The organism is Streptomyces sp. NPDC033177 (genome assembly GCF_055577715.1).
This window is the reverse complement of sequence record NZ_JBVIPS010000001.1, coordinates 734,060-751,669: the sequence shown is the minus strand read 5'-3', so window position 1 is coordinate 751,669 and position 17,610 is coordinate 734,060. Positions and strand designations below refer to the sequence as shown.

The following is a 17,610-nucleotide window of genomic DNA, read 5'->3' as shown; positions in this document are numbered from 1 at the left end:
TACGCGGATTCAATAAGGGCCATCAGTCTGCTGCCGCTATTGAATCCACGTCAAGTAAGGTGCTCCCATGGCCGCGAACCCGCAGGAGCGCACGCGCCGCAGACTCAGCACCGAGGAGCGCAGGGAGCAGCTCCTCTCGGCAGGGGCGCGGCTCTTCGCCCAGAATCCGTACGACGACGTCTGGGTCGAGCGCGTGGCGGAGATCGCCGGCGTCTCGCGCGGTCTGCTGTACCACTATTTCCCGACCAAGAGCGATTTCTTCGCCGCCGTGGTGCAGCGCGAGAGCAGGCGCATGCTGCGCCTGACCGCGGCCGTTCCCGGAGTCCCCGTCCGCGATCAGATCTGCACGGGCCTCGACACGTTCCTCGCGTACGTCGAGTCGCACGCCGAAGGCTTTCGCGCCTTCCACCGGGCCGAGGAGACGGGCGACGCCACGGTCCGCAGGATCTACCGCGAAGGCCTGGCGGCCCACGAGGACCAGATCCTCCAGGCCCTCGCCGCGGACCCCGAGGCGGCGTCCACCCCGCACGAACTGCCCACCCTGCGCCTGGCCGTGCGCGGCTGGCTCGCCTTCATGGTGACGGTCTGCCTGGAGTGGCTGGAGGAACCGGAACTGCTGCCTCGCGAGCAGGTACGGGATCTGTGCGCGAGGGCGCTGCTTGGCGCGATCGCGCCCTGAGGGGCCGGTGGCACGTACCGGACCGGTGGTCCTGCGAGTGATCGCGGTCAGGCCGCCATGGCCAGTGGCCTCGCCGCGGCCACCACGCGTCCGTCGGGCAGCAGTTCACCGGTGTCGTCGAAGACGATCGTGCCGTTGCACAGCAGGCTCCAGCCCTGTTCCGGGTGGGCGGAGAGGAGCCTGGCCGCGAGGTGGTCGGGGCTGCCGGCGGGCGGGCACTGGGGCTGGTGGGCGCACATGGTGTACCTCCGGGTGGGGGTCGCGAACCTTGCGCGCGGCCCGGTCTCTGCTCGGTTTTTCCTTGTGTGGGTCAAGACCCCGTACGGCAGCTCAACTCATCGCTCGGAGAGGCTACTTGTGTTCTCAGGTGGGGGTGAAACCGGTCCGGAAGTGCGCCAGGAGTGTGGTACGCGCCGATGTGTCCGCGTCCGTCAGACGGCCCGCGGCCCAGAGGAAGAAGTCGTCCGCCTCCGCGTCCATCCAGTCGTACGCCGGGTCGAAGGGGCCGGGGTCCGGAGTGGGGTAGAGGAGGTCGAGGGCCGTGCCCCGCGCGTCCTCGACCGAGAAGCGGCGGGTGGCGTCGGGGCCCGTGGACTGCCGGACGGTCACCGCGTCGCAGTCCCAGCGGCGCCGGCCGAACTGGAGCCACAAGGTCGCCGCCTCGTCGGAAGGGTCCGCGTACAGCGCCGCCGTCCCCGCCTCGCCGGCGTGCACGAAGCCGTGGCAGCGGCCGGACGCGGGGGACAGGAGCCCCGTGCGGGGGTCGAGGGCCCACGTCCGGCCGTGGTGGTCGTAGTCCTTGAGCAGCATGGACGTCAGGCGATCACGAGCGCGGCGGGATGCCGAGCTCCTGGTCGACGGCGGCGCTGGTACGGGTCGCGGCCTCGATGACCGCGGCCCAGCTGCCGTACTTGGCGAACTGCTGGTCGGCGGTCGGGCCCAGGGGATTGCCGTATTTCTTCATGTTCCGCCGCTCCAGGGCCTCCACCGCCTCGGGGGTCATCCCGGCGCGGGTGATGTCCTTGGCCTCGTTGCGCATGTCGACGAGGACGCGGGCGATCTCCTCGTCGGAGCGGCCCTCCTCGTGCATACGGTCCGCCACGCGCTCCATGGTGTCCAGGAGCTGGTGGTAGCGCAGCCGCACCTCACGTGCCCGCTCCCGCTCCTCCGGGCTCATCTGCCGGATCAGGCAAACCGCCTGGTCCTTGCTGGTGCACGGCTCCTCGGACGCGGGGGGCGGGGCGAGCAGGCTGGTGGCGGAGGGGGCGGGCCGCACCAGGGCGTCCGCGTGGGCGTGCGCCGGGGCGAGCAGGGTGCCGCTGAGGGTGGTGAGCAGGGGGAGGAGGAAGAGGACGACGAGGCGGGGGAGGAGCCGCGGGGGGATCCGGGGGGTCCGCTGCGTCGCCGGGGAGGCGGGCACGGCTGGTGCGTCGGGTACGACGGTCACGTCGGGTACGACGGTCAGGTCTGGTACGGCCATGGGGCGGGCACGCACGTAAGAACTCTCCTTCGCCTGGGAGTTGGGGCGAAGGGGACATTACGGTGCGATAACGGCCGCTAGCGGCCACCCTCGCGGCGCGTCCGGGTGACGTACGAGATGAGACTCGCAAAGGAGCGGCACGCGCCGGTTCAGCGCACCGCGCTCCCCTCGCCCGCGGCCGGCCGCAGGCTCAACGCGTGCAGTGCCAACTGCATCTCGAACTGGGCCACCGGATCGTGCAGCCGGTCGCCGAACACCTCGTCCAACTGCCGCAGGCGGTAGCGGACCGTCTGCGGATGCACGGCCAACCGCGTGGCGACCTCGCTCGCGTTGTGCCCGCACCGCAGCCAGCACAGCAGGGTCTCGGCGAGGCGCTCGCGCTGCGGTGAGCGCACCTCCTCCAGGGGCAGCAGATGCCTTTGCGCGAGCGCGTCGATCAGCGCCTCGTCGTGGAAGAGCAGCAGTGTCGCCAGGTGGTCGGCGCAGTGCAGCAGGCCCGCGCGGGGCAGGATGCCGCGCCGTGAGAGATCGAGGGCGGCCAGCGCCCAGCGCAGCGAGCGTGCGCCCTCGTGCAGCGCGACGGTGGGGCCGATCACCGCACGCAGGCCCTGTAACGCGGCGGCGATCGAACGGGCCCGCCCCGGCCCCTCCGGGTCGGGCACCACGATGCGGCCGGGCTGCTCGGAGAAGCGCGCGAGGAACTCCGGGGGCACGATGGGGCTGACGGTCTCCGGGGTCAGGGTGTGGTCGATGACGACCACCGCCACCTCGCGCGGGATGGGCCACTGGGCGGCCTGTGCGAGATCGGCGATGGCTTCCGCCGACGCGGGAGGGTCGGCGGTCAGCAGGTCGATGAGGCGGGCGCGGCGCTGCTGGAGTTCCCCCGCGGCGTGCAGCCTGGCCTCCGTGTAGCCCGCGGTCGTCGCCGCGGCCATTTCGTCCAGGTGCAGGAAGAGGGCCTCGCCGAAGGCGGCGAGCACGTGCCGCGGCAGCAGGTCGGCGTCGACCAGCGCGTTGACCCGGCGCCAGGTGACGCGCGCGCCGAGGCGCAGCGCGGACTGGAAGGAGTCGAGGCTGCGGCCCTCGTCCGCCTCGCCCCTGCCGATGTTCTGGTAGGTGGCCTTCACTGAGACCCAGTCGGTGTCCGGGTGCGCCATCCGGGCGAGGAACCCCTCAAGGGCCTGTTCCACGCCCCGGTTCACGACATGCATGTACGTGTCGTCCGTCGGGCGTGCGTACTCCGGTATCTCCGTGCGGATCGCCCGCACCACCTCCGAGGTGATGTCGTCGAGGAACGGCCTCACGTGGTCGTGGAGCCCCGAGGGGAACGCCCTGAACGCGGCGTACGACTCCTCTGCCGGGGTGCCCGCGGGTGCGGGGGCGGCTGGCTGGGGTATGCCGCCGGGCAGCGTCGAACCGTTCACCATGGGGTGCTCCCTCTGCGCGCGGGGGTACAAAGGTGTGGTGAAGATGCCGCCACGGGTCGTGGCGGCCCGTCGTGGACGGACAGACATGATGCTGCCTCCCGTCACCCCCGTGACAAGAGGCAGCGCGTGCGAACTAGCTCACGTGAGAAGGCAGTTGCCGAACTCCGGTCTGCCCGCGAACCGGTCGCCGAGCCACTTGACCGTGTCGTCCTTCGCCAGTTGGTCGGTCGTCAGGTGCTCGCCCGGATAGACCCTCCACTGCGTGGTGATGTTCGCCTTGCAGTACGCCTTGCGCGTCGCGTCCTCCGTCTCGATCGGGACGACTTCCTCCAGCGCGCCGCGGTACTGCAGGACCGGGAAGTCGATCTCGTACCTGGCTCCGGACCCCGGGCGGCCGATGCCGACGCCGAGCTTCTGCGCGTCGACGACCTGGCCCCACGTCCTGCCGTCCGTGCCCTTGAGCGCGTAAAGCTGCTCGAAGGTGAGGCCGCCCTTGGTGTTGTTCTCCAGCTTCTGGCCCGCGAGGGTCGAGATCGTGCCTGCCAGGCAGTGCGACCTGGCCTTCTTGACGGACTCCCTGCCCTGGTCGTTCAGGAGTTCCTCGAACGGCATCCGAGGGTGGGCGGACGACAGGCCGAGAACGGCGTCGACCAGGAAACCCGCGAACGGGCCGCCGTTCAGCGACTTGGCGACCACCTTCAGATCGCCGGGCACGCCGCCGGACGCGTCGCCCACGATGTCGAGTTCAGGGGCGTACGAAGCCGCGAGCTGTGCCGCCCACAGGCTCGCCGCACCGCCTTCGGAGTAGCCCCACAGGCCGACCTTCGTCTTCGGGCCGAGGCCGCTGCCGGGAATCGCGGGGGCGCTGCGCGCGATGTCGAGCAGCGCGTGCCCGGCGTCCGTCCCGGAGACGTACGGGTGGGTCTGGCCGTCCAGGTAGCCGGCGCCGTCCGTCGCGGCGACGGCGTAGCCGGCCTTCAGGAGCGCCGCGATGTTCTCGCCCTCGTACTCGTCCTGGTAGGCGCCCGCGAGCTGCTTGGAGAAGGCGCACTGTGAACCGAGCCCCAGCGTTCCGGGGGTGAAGGCCACTACGGGCCGGCTGCCCCGCCCCTTCCATTCCGCCTCCGGCACGGCGACGGTCCCGGAGACGGCGACCGGCTTGCCCGTGTTGTCCTTCGAGCTGTACTGGACCTTCCAGGCGCGCATCGGCACGTTGCCCGGCACGTGTGGGAGCGCGGTCGCCCGGCAGGCGATGACGCTGCCGGGATCGCTCGGGACGGATCCCGGTACCTGGTAGATCCGTTCGTCCGGGGCGTCGCATGCCGCCGACGTGTCCGGGGCCGCGGCGGCGCCCGCCGTCAGGGTCGGCACGCCGAGGCCGAGGCCCGCCAGGGCGACGGCCGAGGTCAGCGCCAGTAGTCTCTTCCTACGTTTCGCTCTTGGCCTGCGCACGGGTGCTCCTTCGTTTCGAGTTCGCTTCGAGGGGGGGATGGGGCGGACGGGGCGGACAGCTGTGCACGCCGTGAAGTTACGGAGCGGTAATCCGGCGCAGATAGTCAGCGGAGCCACAGCCCGCCGGACCGGAACTGTGCGCCGGGGACAAGTGGCGCCACGCCCTCCTGCGCGACGATCAGGGCATGACCGAGCCACAGGTGACCGCCAAGGACCCGCGGCCGTGGCTGCGCTTCTACGCCGCCGGGGTACCGCACCGTCTGCATGTCCCCGATGTCACGCTCCCGGCTCTGCTCCACGCCGCGGCCCGGCGTTACGGTGGCCGGTCCGGCTTCCGGGGGCTGCACCGTGCCGTGGGCGAGCGTGCCGACACGCTGTGGACGCTGGGCATCCGGCACGGCGACCGGGTGGCGCTGGTGTTGCCCAACTGCGGCTGGTTCGCGGTGGCGTGGCACGCGGTGCTGCGGCTCGGGGCGGTGGTGGTGGCGATTGACCCGGCGGCATCCCGCGAAGTACTCAGGCAGCAACTGGGCGACTCGGGAGCGGTGTTGGCTGTCGCGGACGCAACGGCGAGGGAGCGGCTCGACGCCGTCCGCGGCGACACGTTCGTACGGGATGTCATCACCGTCCCGGTCGACGGGGAGTGGCCGGGGCGGGGCCGTGTGCGCAAGCCGGCCCGGCCGACGGCGGCAGGCGAGGGGCCGCTTCCCGGCGATCTCGCCGTCCTCGCCCATGTCACCGCCGAGGGGCCCGTGGCGATGCTCACGCACGCCAACCTGGTCGCAGCTGCTCATCAACAGGCGGTGTGGCAGCCGCAGTTGCGTGAAAACCGGGAGACCGCGCTGGCCGTCACGCCCCTCTGGCGTCCGCACGGGATGCTGTTCGGCCTGATCACCCCGTTGCTCACCGGGGCGCGTACGGTCCTCCTGCCGGACCCCGGCCCAGAGGTACTGCTGCGTACGGCGCGCCGCCGGAAAGCGACCCTCCTGGCGGCCGAACCCGCCGACTGCCGACGTCTTCTCCGCCGCCCCGTCCATGAGTTGGAGGCCCTCGGCACGGTGCGGACCTGGCTGACCGGGACGCTGGACGCCGAAACCGCCGACCGTGTCCGGGCCTCGGTCGACGCAGTGCTCGTCGAGGGCTACGGCATCCCGGAGGCCGCGGGCGCCGTCCTCGCCAACCCGCGCGGAGCCAACGCCCGCCCCGGCGCCTCCGGCCTGCCCCTGCCCGGTACGGAGGTCCGCATCGGCCAGGAGGGCGCCCCCGGAGTGCAGTTACCCCCGGGGCAGGCCGGTGAACTCCTGGTCCGGGGGCCGCAGGTGTGCGCGGGCTACTGGGGCGAACCGGCGGAGAGTGCGCGGCGGCTGCTGCCGGGCGGGTGGTTGCGTACGGGCGACATCGCGGTGCTGGGCCCGGACGGCTATGTGACCGTCATCGGCGGTCCGGGCGCCGGGGGCTTCGGGGATGACCCGGCCCCGGCGTCACACCTCCAGGAACGCCCCCGTCCGTGAGCCGCTCGCCCGCGCGATCTCCTTCGGTGTCCCCTCGGCCACGATCTCGCCGCCCGCCTCGCCGCCGTCCGGGCCCATGTCGATGACCCAGTCGGCGGCGCGGATGACGTCCAGGTTGTGCTCGATGGTGATGACGGTGTTGCCCGCCTCGACGAGGCGTTGCAGGACGCCGAGCAGACGTGCCGTGTCGGCGGCGTGCAGGCCGGTCGTGGGCTCGTCCAGGAGGTAGAGGGTGCGGCCCGTGGTGCGTCGCCCCAACTCCTTGGCGAGCTTGACTCGTTGAGCCTCACCTCCGGAGAGCGTGGTCGCGGGCTGGCCGAGCTGGAGGTAGCCGAGGCCGACGTCGGACAGCCGCTGGAGCCGCGTAGCCGCCCCCGGCACGGCCTCGAAGACCGTCAAAGCCTCGTCGACCGTCATGTCGAGGACCTGAGCGATGTCGTGGCCGCCGTACCGCGCGGCGAGCACGTCGGGCTTGAAGCGACGGCCACGGCAGGCGGGGCAGCGCACCTCCACGTCGGGCAGGAAGTGCATCTGCACCGTGAGGACCCCGGCGCCCGTGCACCGCTCGCAGCGGCCACCCGCCACGTTGAAGGAGAAGTGCCCGGCGGTGAGCCCCCGTCGACGAGAGCCGTCGCTCGCCGCGAACGCCTCACGGATCGGCGTGAACGCGTCCGCGTACGTCGCCGCGTTCGACCGGGGCACCCGGCTGATCGCCTGCTGGTCGATGGTCACGACCTTGTCGACGTGCTCCCAGCCCTCGATCCCGTCGTGGGCGCCGGGGGTGTCGCTCGCGCCGTGGAAACGCTGCCGCGCGGCACGCCCCAGGATGTCGAGCACCAGAGACGACTTGCCCGAGCCCGAGGGGCCGCTCACGGCGACGAGCCGCCCGAGCGGCAACCGCGCGGTGACGTTCTTGAGGTTGTGCGCCCGCGCCCCGCGGACGACGAGCTCGGCACCGGACGCGGGCGCCCTGAGTGCGGGAAGCGGCATCGTCAGGCGCCCGGAGAGATGATCGCCGGTGACCGAACCAGTGGTCGCCGCCACCGCGTCGGGCGTACCGGCGGCCACGATGTGCCCGCCGGCGCGGCCCGCGCCGGGTCCGACGTCCACGACGTGGTCGGCCGCGCGCAGCACGTCGAGGTCGTGCTCGATGACCAGGACCGTGTTGCCCAGGTCCCGCAGGCGGCGCAGGACGTCGATCAGGCGGGCGGTGTCCGCGGGATGCAGCCCGATGGTCGGTTCGTCCAGGACGTACAGCACCCCGGTCAGGCCCGAGCCGAGCAGCGCGGACAGGCGCAGGCGCTGGGTCTCGCCCGCCGAGAGACTGGGTGTGGCGCGCTCCAGGGTCAGGTAACCGACGCCGACGTCGACGAGGCGGCGCACGCGTTCTTGCAGGTCGTCCACGATCGGCTCGGTGACGTGCCAGGCCTCGCTGTCCGTGACGTGCTCGCGCAGACCGGCGATCCACCCGGCGAGCTCGTCGAGCGGCAGGCGCGAGGCGTCGACGATGGTCAGCCCGGCGACGATGACCCGTCGGCTCTCCGGGCGCAGACGGGTGCCGTCGCAGTCCGGGCATACGTCATTGACCAGGAACTTCTCCGTCTTCTCGCGATAGGCGGCGTCATCGATGCGCTCGGCGTACCGGCGCAGCACGTTCGTGACCACGCCCTCGAAGCGGCCGCGGCCGACCGTCGCCGGTGGTGCGGCGTCCGGGAAGTGGCGGCGGAACTGATCGCTGTCCACACCGTGGATCAGCAAGTCCCGCTGCGGGGCGGTCAGTTCGCGTACGGGAGTCGCGGCGTCGAAGGTGAAGCCGTAGTGCTCACCGGCGGCGCGCAGGACCGTGAGGTTGCGCTCGGTCAGCGCGGGGAGCCAACCGAGCACGGCGCCCCCGGCGACACTCAGGTCCTCGTCGACCAGGCGGCGCACATCGGCCTGGAAGACGGTGCCGATGCCGGTGCAGGTGGCGCAGGCACCGGCGGGCTTGTTGAAGGAGAACGTGCCCATCACCATGCCCGGCACGGCCGCCCCGCAGTGCGGGCAGGGGAGTGCGGGCCGGTCGTCGTCAGGCGGGACGTCGGCGGCGGGTTCGGTCCCGGCCGGCTCGTCGTCCCAGAGCTCGTCGCCGCTCACGTGGTAGGCGGGCGGGACGTCCTGACCGCACGCAGGGCACGGACGGTGGCCGATGCGCGCCCACAGCAAACGCAGATATGTGAAGACTTCGGTGACCGTGCCGACCGTCGACCGGGGGCTGCGGTTGGTCAGATGCTGATCGACGCTGATCGACGGCGACAGACCGGTGATCGAGTCGACCGAGGGCTTTCCGGCGAAGGCGGTGACCAGGCCGAGCGACTCCAGGTACTGCCGCTGGCCCTCCCGGTGCAGGGTGTCGAAGGCGAGCGTGGACTTGCCGGAGCCGGAGAGGCCGGTCAGCACGACGAGCTGGTTCTTGGGGATGGTGAGCGAGACGTTCTTGAGGTTGTGCAGGCGTGCGCCCTTGACGCGGATCGCATCGGCCTTGGCTGTGATGGCATCCATGCCTTCAAGTGTTCCATTGAAGTGCTTGTTGAGACTTTTACGCGAGGAAGGCCAGTTTCCCCGTGGGCCGGCTCGGCTAACCTTCAACTCCGAGGTGCCGTCGGAAGTCAGGGAAGGGCCCTTCATGAGTCGAGCCGAGACGGCACTGCGCCCCGTCGATCTGGCGCGCGCGGCCGGTGTCTCGACCCAGCAGATCCGCAACTACGCCGACGCGGGCATCCTGCCGCCGACGCCGCGCAGCCCCGCCGGATACCGCAGGTTCGACACACGCCACCGCGACGCCCTGCTCACCTATCGCGCGCTCGTGCCCGGGTACGGCCTCGACACCGCCCAGGCGGTCATGCGGGCCGTCCACGCGGGTGACCTCCCGCTGGCCCTATCCCTCGTCGACGCCGGTCACGCCGACCTGCACCGGCAGCGCCTCTCCCTCAGCGCGGCGGGCGAGGCCCTGGAAGCCGTCGCGAAGGAGACGCCGGACGACCCCGCGTTGCCCGCGACGCCACCGCACCTGCGCATCGGCGAGGTGGCCGCCCGCCTCGGCGTGCGCACCTCCGCGCTACGGGTGTGGGAGTCGGCGGGCCTGCTGAAACCCCGGCGTGAACCGGGCACCCACTACCGCTGGTTCAGCCCCGTCGACGTACGCGACGCCCGCATCGTCAGCATCCTGCGGCAGGGTCACTACCCCCTGCCGCAGATCCACGCCGTGCTCGACGGGCTGCGCGAGACGGGCAGCCCCGACGCGCTCCGGGAAGCCATCGCGGGGCGCCTCGCGGGCGTCGCCACGCGCTCGACGGCCATGCTGGCCGCAGCGGGCCTTCTGCATAGGTACGTCACCGCCGACCGGAACCTGACTGCTGGTCAGCCTCTCACTGACGCACCGGACGTCGGTCCCGCCTGACACCGGAAGGAGCCCCCGGCCGCCGGTGCCTGGCGGGCCGCCGCAGGGTGACCGCGGTGACGACGGCTCCCAACAGGACGCACAGGGCGGCCAGTTGCAGCCCGGTGTCGTAGCCGTCCAGGAAGGCGCTGCGCGGATCGGCGCCGCCCCGCAGCGCCGTGCGTTCCGTCCGGGTCAGGACCACGCCGACCAGGACGACCCCGAAGACCCCGGAGATCTCACGGGCCGCGCTCACCAGGCCCGAAGCCATGCCGGTGCGAGTCGCGGGGACATCGGCGACGGAACGTACCGTCAGCGGAGTCGTCAGGGCCGACCCCGCGCCGATCAGGAGCAGCCCCGGCTGCAGATCCCAGTACTGCGCGTGCAGCCCCGTCCCCGAGACCCAGACGAGCCCGCCCGCGACCAGGACGAGCCCGCCGGCGATCGACCAGTGCGCCCCCACCGCCTTCGCCGCACGCTCGGCGAACGGCGTCGTCACGAGCAGCGCGCCCGCCAGCGGCAGGAAGGCGAGCCCCGCCTTGGTGGGGGAGAAGCCGAGCACACGCTGGAGATAGAGCGCGGTGAAGAAGAACACGCCGTTGACGCCGATGCCCCACAACACTTGAGCGGCCGCGCCCCCGCTCAGTGAGCGGTTGCGCAGCAGACGCAGGTCCACCAGCGGCAGGAACGTACGCGACTCGACGACGATGAAGGCGATCCCGGTGGCCGCCGACAGCCAGAGGCAGAGCGGCACGGGCGGCGTGCTGAAGCTGTGCTCCCCGCCCCTGACCAGGCCGTACGTGAGGAGGAAGAGCGAGGTCGTCGACAGTGCGACGCCCGGCAGGTCGAGGAGCGGCAGCAGGCCGCGGCGCACGCGCGTGACGGCCTTGGGCACCGCGGGCACCAGCAGCAGGGCGAGGACACCGAAGGGGACGTTGAGCAGGAACACCCAGCTCCAGTCCCACCGCTCGGTGACGAAGCCGCCCACCACCGGCCCGAGCGCGAGCGCGACAGCGAGCGCCGCCGTCCACAGACCGACCGCCATGGCGCGCTTGCGGGCGGGCAGATCGGCGGCGACCACCGCGAGCGAGGCCGGGATGACGAGCGCGGCGCCCACACCCTGCACGGTGCGCGCCACGATGAGCGTCCCGCCGCTGTCCGCGAGGGCGGCCGCCAGCGAGGCCACGGTGAACACGACGATCCCCGCCGCGAGGACCACCCGGCGGCCGAGCAGATCCGTGAGCCTGCCACCGGCCGGCAGGAGCGAGCCGAAGCTCAGCACGTAACTGGTGGCCACCCACTCCAGGTCCGTGACGCTCAGGCCGAGGTCACGCTGCACGGTGGGCAGCGCGACATTGATGACGGTGTTGTCGAGCGTCGTGATGAAACCCGCGAGGGCGAGCATCGCCAGCAGAGCGGTCAGCCTGCCACGTCCCACGTGCGGCTCCCCTCGGTCGCGATGCCGTTCCGCTGGGGGATTCTCCGGGCCCGCGGCGGCCGTCGCTGCTGCCCGCGACGCCGAATCGGGTGCGGCGGCTTGTCAGTGAAGTGACAGAGGTTGTCAGACGATCTGTCAGCAGCCCGTCTTACTCACGGGTCACATCCGGGCGGAACCTGGTGCACCGCTCGTCCCGCTCCCGCACGTCGCTCGTTCAGGTCTCTCACGTCACTCGTCCGGTCCCGCACGTCGCTCGTCCCGGTCCCCGCGAGGCCCGTCCCCGGCCCCCGCGCCGTCCAGTTGGAGCCGCCATGTCCACCACGCAGACCCTCCAGCCGCCCGAAGGCCCGCTGCTGACCGACCACTTGGCACACTGGGCCGCCGCTCGGACGCACCAACGTGCCTTCACCTACGTGGAGTTCCCCGAACCGTCGTCCCCCGGTCTGCACCACACCCTCGGCTGGCAGGGGCTCGATGTGCGGGCCCGCGCGATCGCCGGGCGCGTCGCGGCGAGCGCGGGCCCAGGTGAGCGGGCGGCCCTGCTGCTTCCGCAGGGTCTCGACTACGCGGCGGCGTTCCTCGGCTGCCTCTACGCCGGGGTTATCGCGGTACCGCTTTTCAGCCCTGCACTCCCGGGACACGGCGGCAGGTTGGCGGCCGTCCTCGCCGACTGCGAGCCCGCGTGCGTGCTGGCCGACGCCGCTACGGCGGCGGGGGTCGAGCGGTTCATGGCCGAGCAGAAGCTGCCGCCGGTCCCCGTGGTCCTGGTGGACCGGCCGGGTGAGACGGCTCAGGCAGCCCTGCCCGAACGGCCCGAACCGGACGACATCGCCTACCTCCAGTACACCTCGGGCTCCACACGCAGCCCGGCGGGCGTCGTGATCAGCCACGCCAACGTGGTGGCCAACGCCCGCCAGGCCATCGACGCCTTCGCGGCCGACGCGGCGGGCAACACGACGGTCGGCTGGCTGCCGCTCTTCCACGACATGGGCCTGGTCCTGAGTGTGGCCGCACCCGTCGTCGGCGGCTTCCCCTCGGTCCTCATGGACCCGGTCGCCTTCCTGGAGCACCCGGTGCGCTGGCTGCGGCTGCTCGCCGCCTATCCCGGGACGATCAGCGCGGCCCCCAACTTCGCGTACGACTACTGCGCGAGCAGGGTCGACCGGGACGAGGCCGCCGAGCTGCGCCTCGATCGGGTCAAGGTCCTCATCAACGGCAGCGAACCCGTGCGCCCCGGCACCGTCGACCGCTTCCGCGACGCGTTCGCCGACGCGGGACTCGCACCCGCGGCGCACTGCCCGGCCTACGGCCTCGCCGAGGCCACCGTGTTCGTGACGACCGACGCATTCGACGCGCCGCCCACCGTCGTGGCATGCGATCCGCTCGCCCTTTCCGAAGGGCGCCTGGAAACAGTGGAGTTGCCGGCCCCGGACGCGACGCGCCTGGTCGCCTGCGGCACCCCGGCAGGGCAGGAGCTGCGCATCGCGGAGCCGGTGACCGGCGCCGCACTCCAGCCGGGCGAGGTCGGCGAGATCATGCTGCGCGGCCCCAACATCGGCCTCTGCTACTGGAAACGGAACGGCCTCTCGGAGGAGGTCTTCGGCTTCCGCACTCCTGGCGGCGAGGACAGCGAGGCGGGATGGCTGCGCACGGGCGATCTCGGCGCGCTCCACGACGGACTGCTCTACGTCACGGGCCGGCTCAAGGACCTGATCATCGTGGACGGCCGCAACCACTACCCCCAGGACATCGAGGAGACCGTTCAGTCGGCCGTCGACCTCGTGCGCAGGGACCGTCTCGCCGCGTTCTGCGTCCCCTGGACGGGCACCGAGACCGATGTCCTGGTCGTCGTCGCCGAGCACCGGCGCGGCGCCGTACCCACGGAACAGGAGGTGCTCGCCGCCCTGCGCACCGCCACGGCCGCCGTCTCGGCACGGCACGGACTGCGCCTCGCCGAACTCCTCCTCATCCCGCCGGGCTCACTGCCGAGGACCAGCAGCGGCAAGGTGGCCAGAGCCGCGGCCCGGGCACGCCATCTGCTCGGCGCCTTCGGCGAAGGCGGCAGGAGCGGCGCGGAGGACACGCGATGAGGGAGGCGGGCCAGGCGGAGATCCGGACCGCGATCGTCGAGAGCCTGAGCGCCTGGTACGGCCTCGCGGCCGAGGAGATCGCGGACGACCGCCCGCTGGCGGAGCTTGGCCTCACCTCACGCGACGCGGTCGTCCTGACGGCACGGCTCAGCGACCTGGCCGGCACCCGGCTGCCCGCGACGCTGCTCTGGGAGGCGTCCACGATCGGTGCGCTCACCGAGCGGGTGGCGCGCGGCGAACCGGAGCACGGTGGTGTGCCGTCGAAGCAGACGGGTGCGGGTACGGGTGCGGGTGCGTTGCCCGCGCAGGGCGGCGTGCCGGTGGCGGTCATCGGCGTCGGCTGCCGGCTGCCCGGCGCGGTCACCTCGCCCGCCTCCTTCTGGCGGCTTCTGAGCGAGGGCCGAGACGCCGTGGGCACGGTCGGCGAGGACCGCTGGGCGCCCTTCGTCCGGGCGGGGAGGAGCCTGCCGGACGACCTCAGCAGGCACGGCGGCGTCCTCGGGGACGGAACCATCGACGGCGTGGCGGGCTTCGACGCCGAGTTCTTCGGCATCGGCGCGGACGAAGCCACCGCCATGGACCCGCAGCAGCGCATGCTCCTGGAGGTCACCCGCGAAGCCGTCGACCACGCGGCACTACCCGCGCCGTCCCTCGCGGGCACCCGTACCGGGGTCTTCGTGGGCATCAGCGGCAACGAATACGCCCATCTCACCACCGCGGACCCGGAGTCGGTCGGGGCCTGGACCCCGCCGGGCGCGGCCCTGAGCGTGGCCGCCAACCGCCTCTCCTACCTCCTGGACCTGCGCGGCCCGAGCATGGCCGTCGACACGGCGTGCTCCTCCTCGCTCGTCGCCGTGCACCACGCGGTACGCAGCCTCGGCGCGGGGGAGAGCGACACGGCACTCGCCGCCGGGGTGAACCTGCTGCTCTCCCCGGCGGTGACGCTCGGCTTCCAGCGCGCGGGCGCGCTGGCCGCGGACGGGCGGTGCAAGGCGTTCGACGCCTCGGCCGACGGCATGGTGCGCGGCGAGGGCTGCGGAGTCGTCGTCCTCAAGCGTCTCGCCGACGCCGAACGCGACGGGGACCGCGTCCTCGCGGTCATCGAGTCCACCGCCGTCAACTCGGACGGCCGTTCCAACGGACTCACCGCCCCCAACGCCGATGCCCAGCGCACGCTCCTGGAGCAGTGCCATGCCGCCTCGCCCGCTTCCTCGCCCGCCTCGGTGGACTACGTCGAGGCACACGGCACCGGCACGGCACTGGGCGACCCGATCGAGGCGTCCGCCCTTTCGGCCGCGCTCGGCGCGGGGCAGGGGCGGGCCGCCGACCAGCCGCTGCTCATCGGCTCGGTGAAGACGAACATCGGTCACCTGGAGGCGGCGGCGGGCATCGCCGGGTTCATCAAGACGGTGCTCGCCCTGCACCACGACGAGATACCGCCCCATCTGCACTTCACCGCCCCGGGCCCGCACGCCGACCTCGACGCGCTCGGCCTGCGCGTCGTCACGGGGCCCGAGCCGTGGCCCCGCTACTCGGGCACCGCACGCGCGGGCGTCTCGGCGTTCGGCTTCGGCGGCACGAACGCGCACGTCGTCCTCGCCGAGCATCGCGTGCCGCGCGGCCCACGCCCAGCGGCCACCGGCGTGGCCGTCGCCCTGCTCGACGGTGTCACCGGGGACCGCGTCCGCGCGTACGCGGGTGAGCTGGCCCAGTGGCTGGCGGGCCCGGACAGCCGCTCCGTCCGCCCCGCGGACCTGGCCCGCACCCTGTGCGGCCGGGTGGGGAGGGGCCGCCACAAAGCGGCGGTCGTCGCCCGCGACCGGGAGGAGCTGAGCACGGCACTGGCGCATCTGGCCGGGCGGGAGCCCGACGCACGGCTGGTCCTTGCGGCATCCACGCCCGGCGCGTCGTCGACCGACCCCGGGGCCGTGTGGGTGTTCTCCGGCTACGGGTCGCAATGGCCCGGCATGGGCAGTGAACTCCTCGCCACGGAACCGGAGTTCGCAGCCACCGTCGACCGTCTGGAGCCGCTGCTGCGTGACCAGGCAGGCATCTCGCTGCGGGACTGCATGGATTACGGCGCCGATCTGTCCTCGCCCGCCGTCGTCATGCCCGCCCTCTACGGGATGCAGGTCGCCCTGGCCGCGCTGTGGCGGTCCTACGGCTTCGAACCCGCCGCCGTGATCGGCCACTCCCTGGGGGAGATCGCCGCGGCCGTCGTCAGCGGCGCCCTGGACGAGGCCACCGGCGCGCGCGTCGTGGCGATCCGCTCGCGGCTCCTCGCCGGGCTCACGGGCGGCGCCATGGCCGTGGTGGACCGCCCCGGCGAGCACATCGAAGCCCTGGCCGCCGACTTCCGCACGCTCCAGGTCGCCGTGCACGCGTCCCCCGCGCAGAGCGTCGTCACCGGCTCCGCGGACGACGTGCGCGGGCTCATCGACCACGTCACCGGGGAAGGCGGGTTCGCTCGCTCCCTGCACGTCACCGGCGCCGGACACTCGCCCCATGTCGACCCGCTGCTCGGCGAGTTCGCCAGGGAGCTCGGCACCGTGCGCCACGCACGGCCCGGCTGCCATCGCTACTCCACGGTCCTCGCCGACCCGCGCGACCCGGCGCCCTGCGACGCCGACTACTGGGTCGCCAACCTGCGGCGTCCCGTCCGCTTCACACAGGCGGTACGCGCCGCCGCCGATGACGGCCACCGGCTGTTCGTCGAAGTGGCGCCGCATCCCACGCAGTTGCACCCGCTGACCGAGACGCTGCGCGAAGCGGGCGCCGAAGACCCGCTCATCGTTCCGACCCTGCGCCGCGGCACCGACGACGCGCTCACCTTCCGCACCTCGCTGGCCACGCTCCTCGTACGAGGTGTCGGCGGACCCGCGCGCCTTCAGGAACTGCATCCCGGCGCACGCGTCGTGGACGTCCCCACCCCACGCTGGCGGCATCGCCGCTTCTGGGCGGGGGAGGCACCCGGCCCGCACGAGACGCCGTGCCACGCACCCGCGCCCGCCCGCGTCACGGGCCCGCTCGACCGTCTCCGTGGCTGTGTGGCCGACGTCATGGGCTACACCCCGGACCGCATCGACGCCGACACCCCCCTCACCGACCTGGGGCTCGACTCGCTCAGCGCGGCACGCATCCGGACCGCGGTGGAGCGGGAGTTCGGGGTGGAGCTGGAGCCGGGCGTACTGCTGCGGCAGGCGACGCTGAGAGGGGTCGCGGAGCTGCTGCCGGAGGGGCGGGGTATCGGGGAGGTTCGGGCAGAACCCAAGCCGAGGCGCGAGGAGGGCCCCCTCCGTGTGCTGGCCGACACGGGGAACGGCACCCCCCTCTTCCTGGCGCACGCCGCGGGCGGCACCTCCGAGGTGTACGCACGCCTCGCCGACCGCCTGTCCACCTTCCGCCCCGTGCACGGCTTCGACCGGCTGACGACCCCGGAGGACGTCGAGCCCCGTGCGGCGGAGTTCGCGGACCGTATCCGCGCCATGTGCCCCAACGGCCCCTGGCTACTGGGAGGTTGGTCCTACGGCGGGCTGCTGGCCCAGGAGGCGGCGAGGCTCCTCACGCCGCACGGCACCGTCCGCGCCCTGGTGCTCCTGGACTCCGTACTGCCTCTGCCCGTGCCGCCGGGCCTGACCCCGGTGGAGGAAGCACACCGCCGCTACGCCGACTTCGCCGCGTACATCGAGCGCACCTACCGCGCCCAACTCCCCCTGCCCTACGAGGAACTGGCGCGCCGGGACGACGCCGAGCAGATCGCCCTCGTGATGAAACTCCTGGAACAGGCCGTCGACCTCCCCCAGGCGGTCCTCGACCATCAGCGCACCTCGGCCCTCGACCTCCGCAGCGGCGAACGCCACAGGCCCGGTCCCTACGAGGGCCGGACCCTCCTCTACCGGGCGACCGAAGCGGCCCCGCACACCGTGCGCGACGTCCGCTACGAGCGCGACGACGAAGCACTCGGGTGGGACGCCCACTGCGCCGACCTCACGGTGACCCCACTGCCGGGACACCACCTCGCCCTGCTCGACCCGCCGGTCGTGGACACCCTCGCGGAACTCCTGACCCGCGACCTGCGTGACACCTGACCGTTCGCACCTCCAACCGCCTTCCCGCCC

At 72.6% G+C, this 17,610-nt stretch carries 12 protein-coding genes; 5 read left to right on the top strand and 7 right to left on the bottom strand.

Features of this window, described 5'->3' with window-relative positions:
* The first annotated feature begins 67 nt into the window (after positions 1–67).
* Positions 68–679 (top strand): TetR/AcrR family transcriptional regulator, encoded by a 612-nt coding sequence (locus ACZ5U5_RS03375; protein WP_469015615.1) that lies wholly within the window; start codon positions 68–70, stop codon positions 677–679.
* Between the two features lie 47 nt (positions 680–726).
* Here ACZ5U5_RS03375 and ACZ5U5_RS03370 read toward each other — a convergent pair whose 3' ends face one another.
* The 5 genes from ACZ5U5_RS03370 to ACZ5U5_RS03350 form a co-directional block, all read right to left on the bottom strand.
* The gene (locus ACZ5U5_RS03370; protein WP_469015613.1) at positions 727–918 is read right to left on the bottom strand and encodes a DUF5999 family protein; all 192 of its coding nucleotides are present in this window, start codon (positions 916–918) and stop codon (positions 727–729) included.
* Between the two features lie 124 nt (positions 919–1,042).
* Entirely contained in the window at positions 1,043–1,489 is a 447-nt protein-coding gene (locus ACZ5U5_RS03365) for a hypothetical protein (protein WP_469015611.1), read from the bottom strand.
* Positions 1,490–1,502: 13 nt separating this feature from the next.
* Complete coding sequence (locus ACZ5U5_RS03360) at positions 1,503–2,174, bottom strand: hypothetical protein (RefSeq protein ID WP_469015609.1); 672 nt, start codon at positions 2,172–2,174, stop codon at positions 1,503–1,505.
* 134 nt (positions 2,175–2,308) lie between these two features.
* Positions 2,309–3,586 (bottom strand): PucR family transcriptional regulator, encoded by a 1,278-nt coding sequence (locus ACZ5U5_RS03355; RefSeq protein ID WP_469015606.1) that lies wholly within the window; start codon positions 3,584–3,586, stop codon positions 2,309–2,311.
* A 138-nt stretch (positions 3,587–3,724) separates the two neighbouring features.
* Entirely contained in the window at positions 3,725–5,038 is a 1,314-nt protein-coding gene (locus ACZ5U5_RS03350; RefSeq protein ID WP_469015603.1) for a lipase family protein, read from the bottom strand.
* Positions 5,039–5,223: 185 nt separating this feature from the next.
* Here ACZ5U5_RS03350 and ACZ5U5_RS03345 point away from each other — a divergent pair, with 185 nt between their 5' ends.
* Positions 5,224–6,549, top strand: a complete 1,326-nt coding sequence (locus ACZ5U5_RS03345) for an AMP-binding protein (RefSeq protein WP_469015600.1) — start codon at positions 5,224–5,226, stop codon at positions 6,547–6,549.
* On the opposite strand, the gene uvrA is transcribed toward ACZ5U5_RS03345, so the two are convergent.
* Positions 6,520–9,087, bottom strand: a complete 2,568-nt coding sequence (uvrA, locus tag ACZ5U5_RS03340; protein WP_469015598.1) for an excinuclease ABC subunit UvrA — start codon at positions 9,085–9,087, stop codon at positions 6,520–6,522. The two genes, ACZ5U5_RS03345 and uvrA, sit on opposite strands and share 30 nt — an antisense overlap.
* A 124-nt stretch (positions 9,088–9,211) precedes the next feature.
* Here uvrA and ACZ5U5_RS03335 point away from each other — a divergent pair, with 124 nt between their 5' ends.
* Entirely contained in the window at positions 9,212–9,985 is a 774-nt protein-coding gene (locus ACZ5U5_RS03335) for a MerR family transcriptional regulator (RefSeq protein WP_469015595.1), read from the top strand.
* Here ACZ5U5_RS03335 and ACZ5U5_RS03330 read toward each other — a convergent pair.
* Positions 9,954–11,402: an MFS transporter gene (locus tag ACZ5U5_RS03330; protein WP_469015593.1), complete on the bottom strand. Its 1,449-nt coding sequence runs from the start codon at positions 11,400–11,402 to the stop codon at positions 9,954–9,956. The genes ACZ5U5_RS03335 and ACZ5U5_RS03330 overlap by 32 nt on opposite strands.
* Positions 11,403–11,713: 311 nt before the next feature.
* On the opposite strand from ACZ5U5_RS03330, the gene ACZ5U5_RS03325 reads away from it, so the two are divergent.
* Both ACZ5U5_RS03325 and ACZ5U5_RS03320 read left to right on the top strand, forming a co-directional pair.
* Positions 11,714–13,492, top strand: coding sequence for a fatty acyl-AMP ligase (locus ACZ5U5_RS03325; protein ID WP_469015590.1), 1,779 nt, complete (start codon positions 11,714–11,716; stop codon positions 13,490–13,492).
* Entirely contained in the window at positions 13,489–17,580 is a 4,092-nt protein-coding gene (locus ACZ5U5_RS03320) for a beta-ketoacyl synthase N-terminal-like domain-containing protein (RefSeq protein ID WP_469015587.1), read from the top strand. The genes ACZ5U5_RS03325 and ACZ5U5_RS03320 overlap by 4 nt, the downstream gene beginning before the upstream one ends.
* Positions 17,581–17,610: the final 30 nt, after the last annotated feature.

Bases quoted from the DNA above. Each gene is read 5' to 3' on its own strand.
- ACZ5U5_RS03365 (WP_469015611.1), bottom strand. From the start codon at position 1,489: ATGCTGCTCAAGGACTACGACCACCACGGCCGGACGTGGGCCCTCGAC.
- ACZ5U5_RS03355 (WP_469015606.1), bottom strand. From the start codon at position 3,586: ATGGTGAACGGTTCGACGCTGCCCGGCGGCATACCCCAGCCAGCCGCC.
- ACZ5U5_RS03325 (WP_469015590.1), top strand. From the start codon at position 11,714: ATGTCCACCACGCAGACCCTCCAGCCGCCCGAAGGCCCGCTGCTGACC.
- ACZ5U5_RS03345 (WP_469015600.1), top strand. From the start codon at position 5,224: ATGACCGAGCCACAGGTGACCGCCAAGGACCCGCGGCCGTGGCTGCGC.
- ACZ5U5_RS03375 (WP_469015615.1), top strand. From the start codon at position 68: ATGGCCGCGAACCCGCAGGAGCGCACGCGCCGCAGACTCAGCACCGAG.
- uvrA (WP_469015598.1), bottom strand. From the start codon at position 9,087: ATGGATGCCATCACAGCCAAGGCCGATGCGATCCGCGTCAAGGGCGCA.
- ACZ5U5_RS03335 (WP_469015595.1), top strand. From the start codon at position 9,212: ATGAGTCGAGCCGAGACGGCACTGCGCCCCGTCGATCTGGCGCGCGCG.
- ACZ5U5_RS03370 (WP_469015613.1), bottom strand. From the start codon at position 918: ATGTGCGCCCACCAGCCCCAGTGCCCGCCCGCCGGCAGCCCCGACCAC.
- ACZ5U5_RS03320 (WP_469015587.1), top strand. From the start codon at position 13,489: ATGAGGGAGGCGGGCCAGGCGGAGATCCGGACCGCGATCGTCGAGAGC.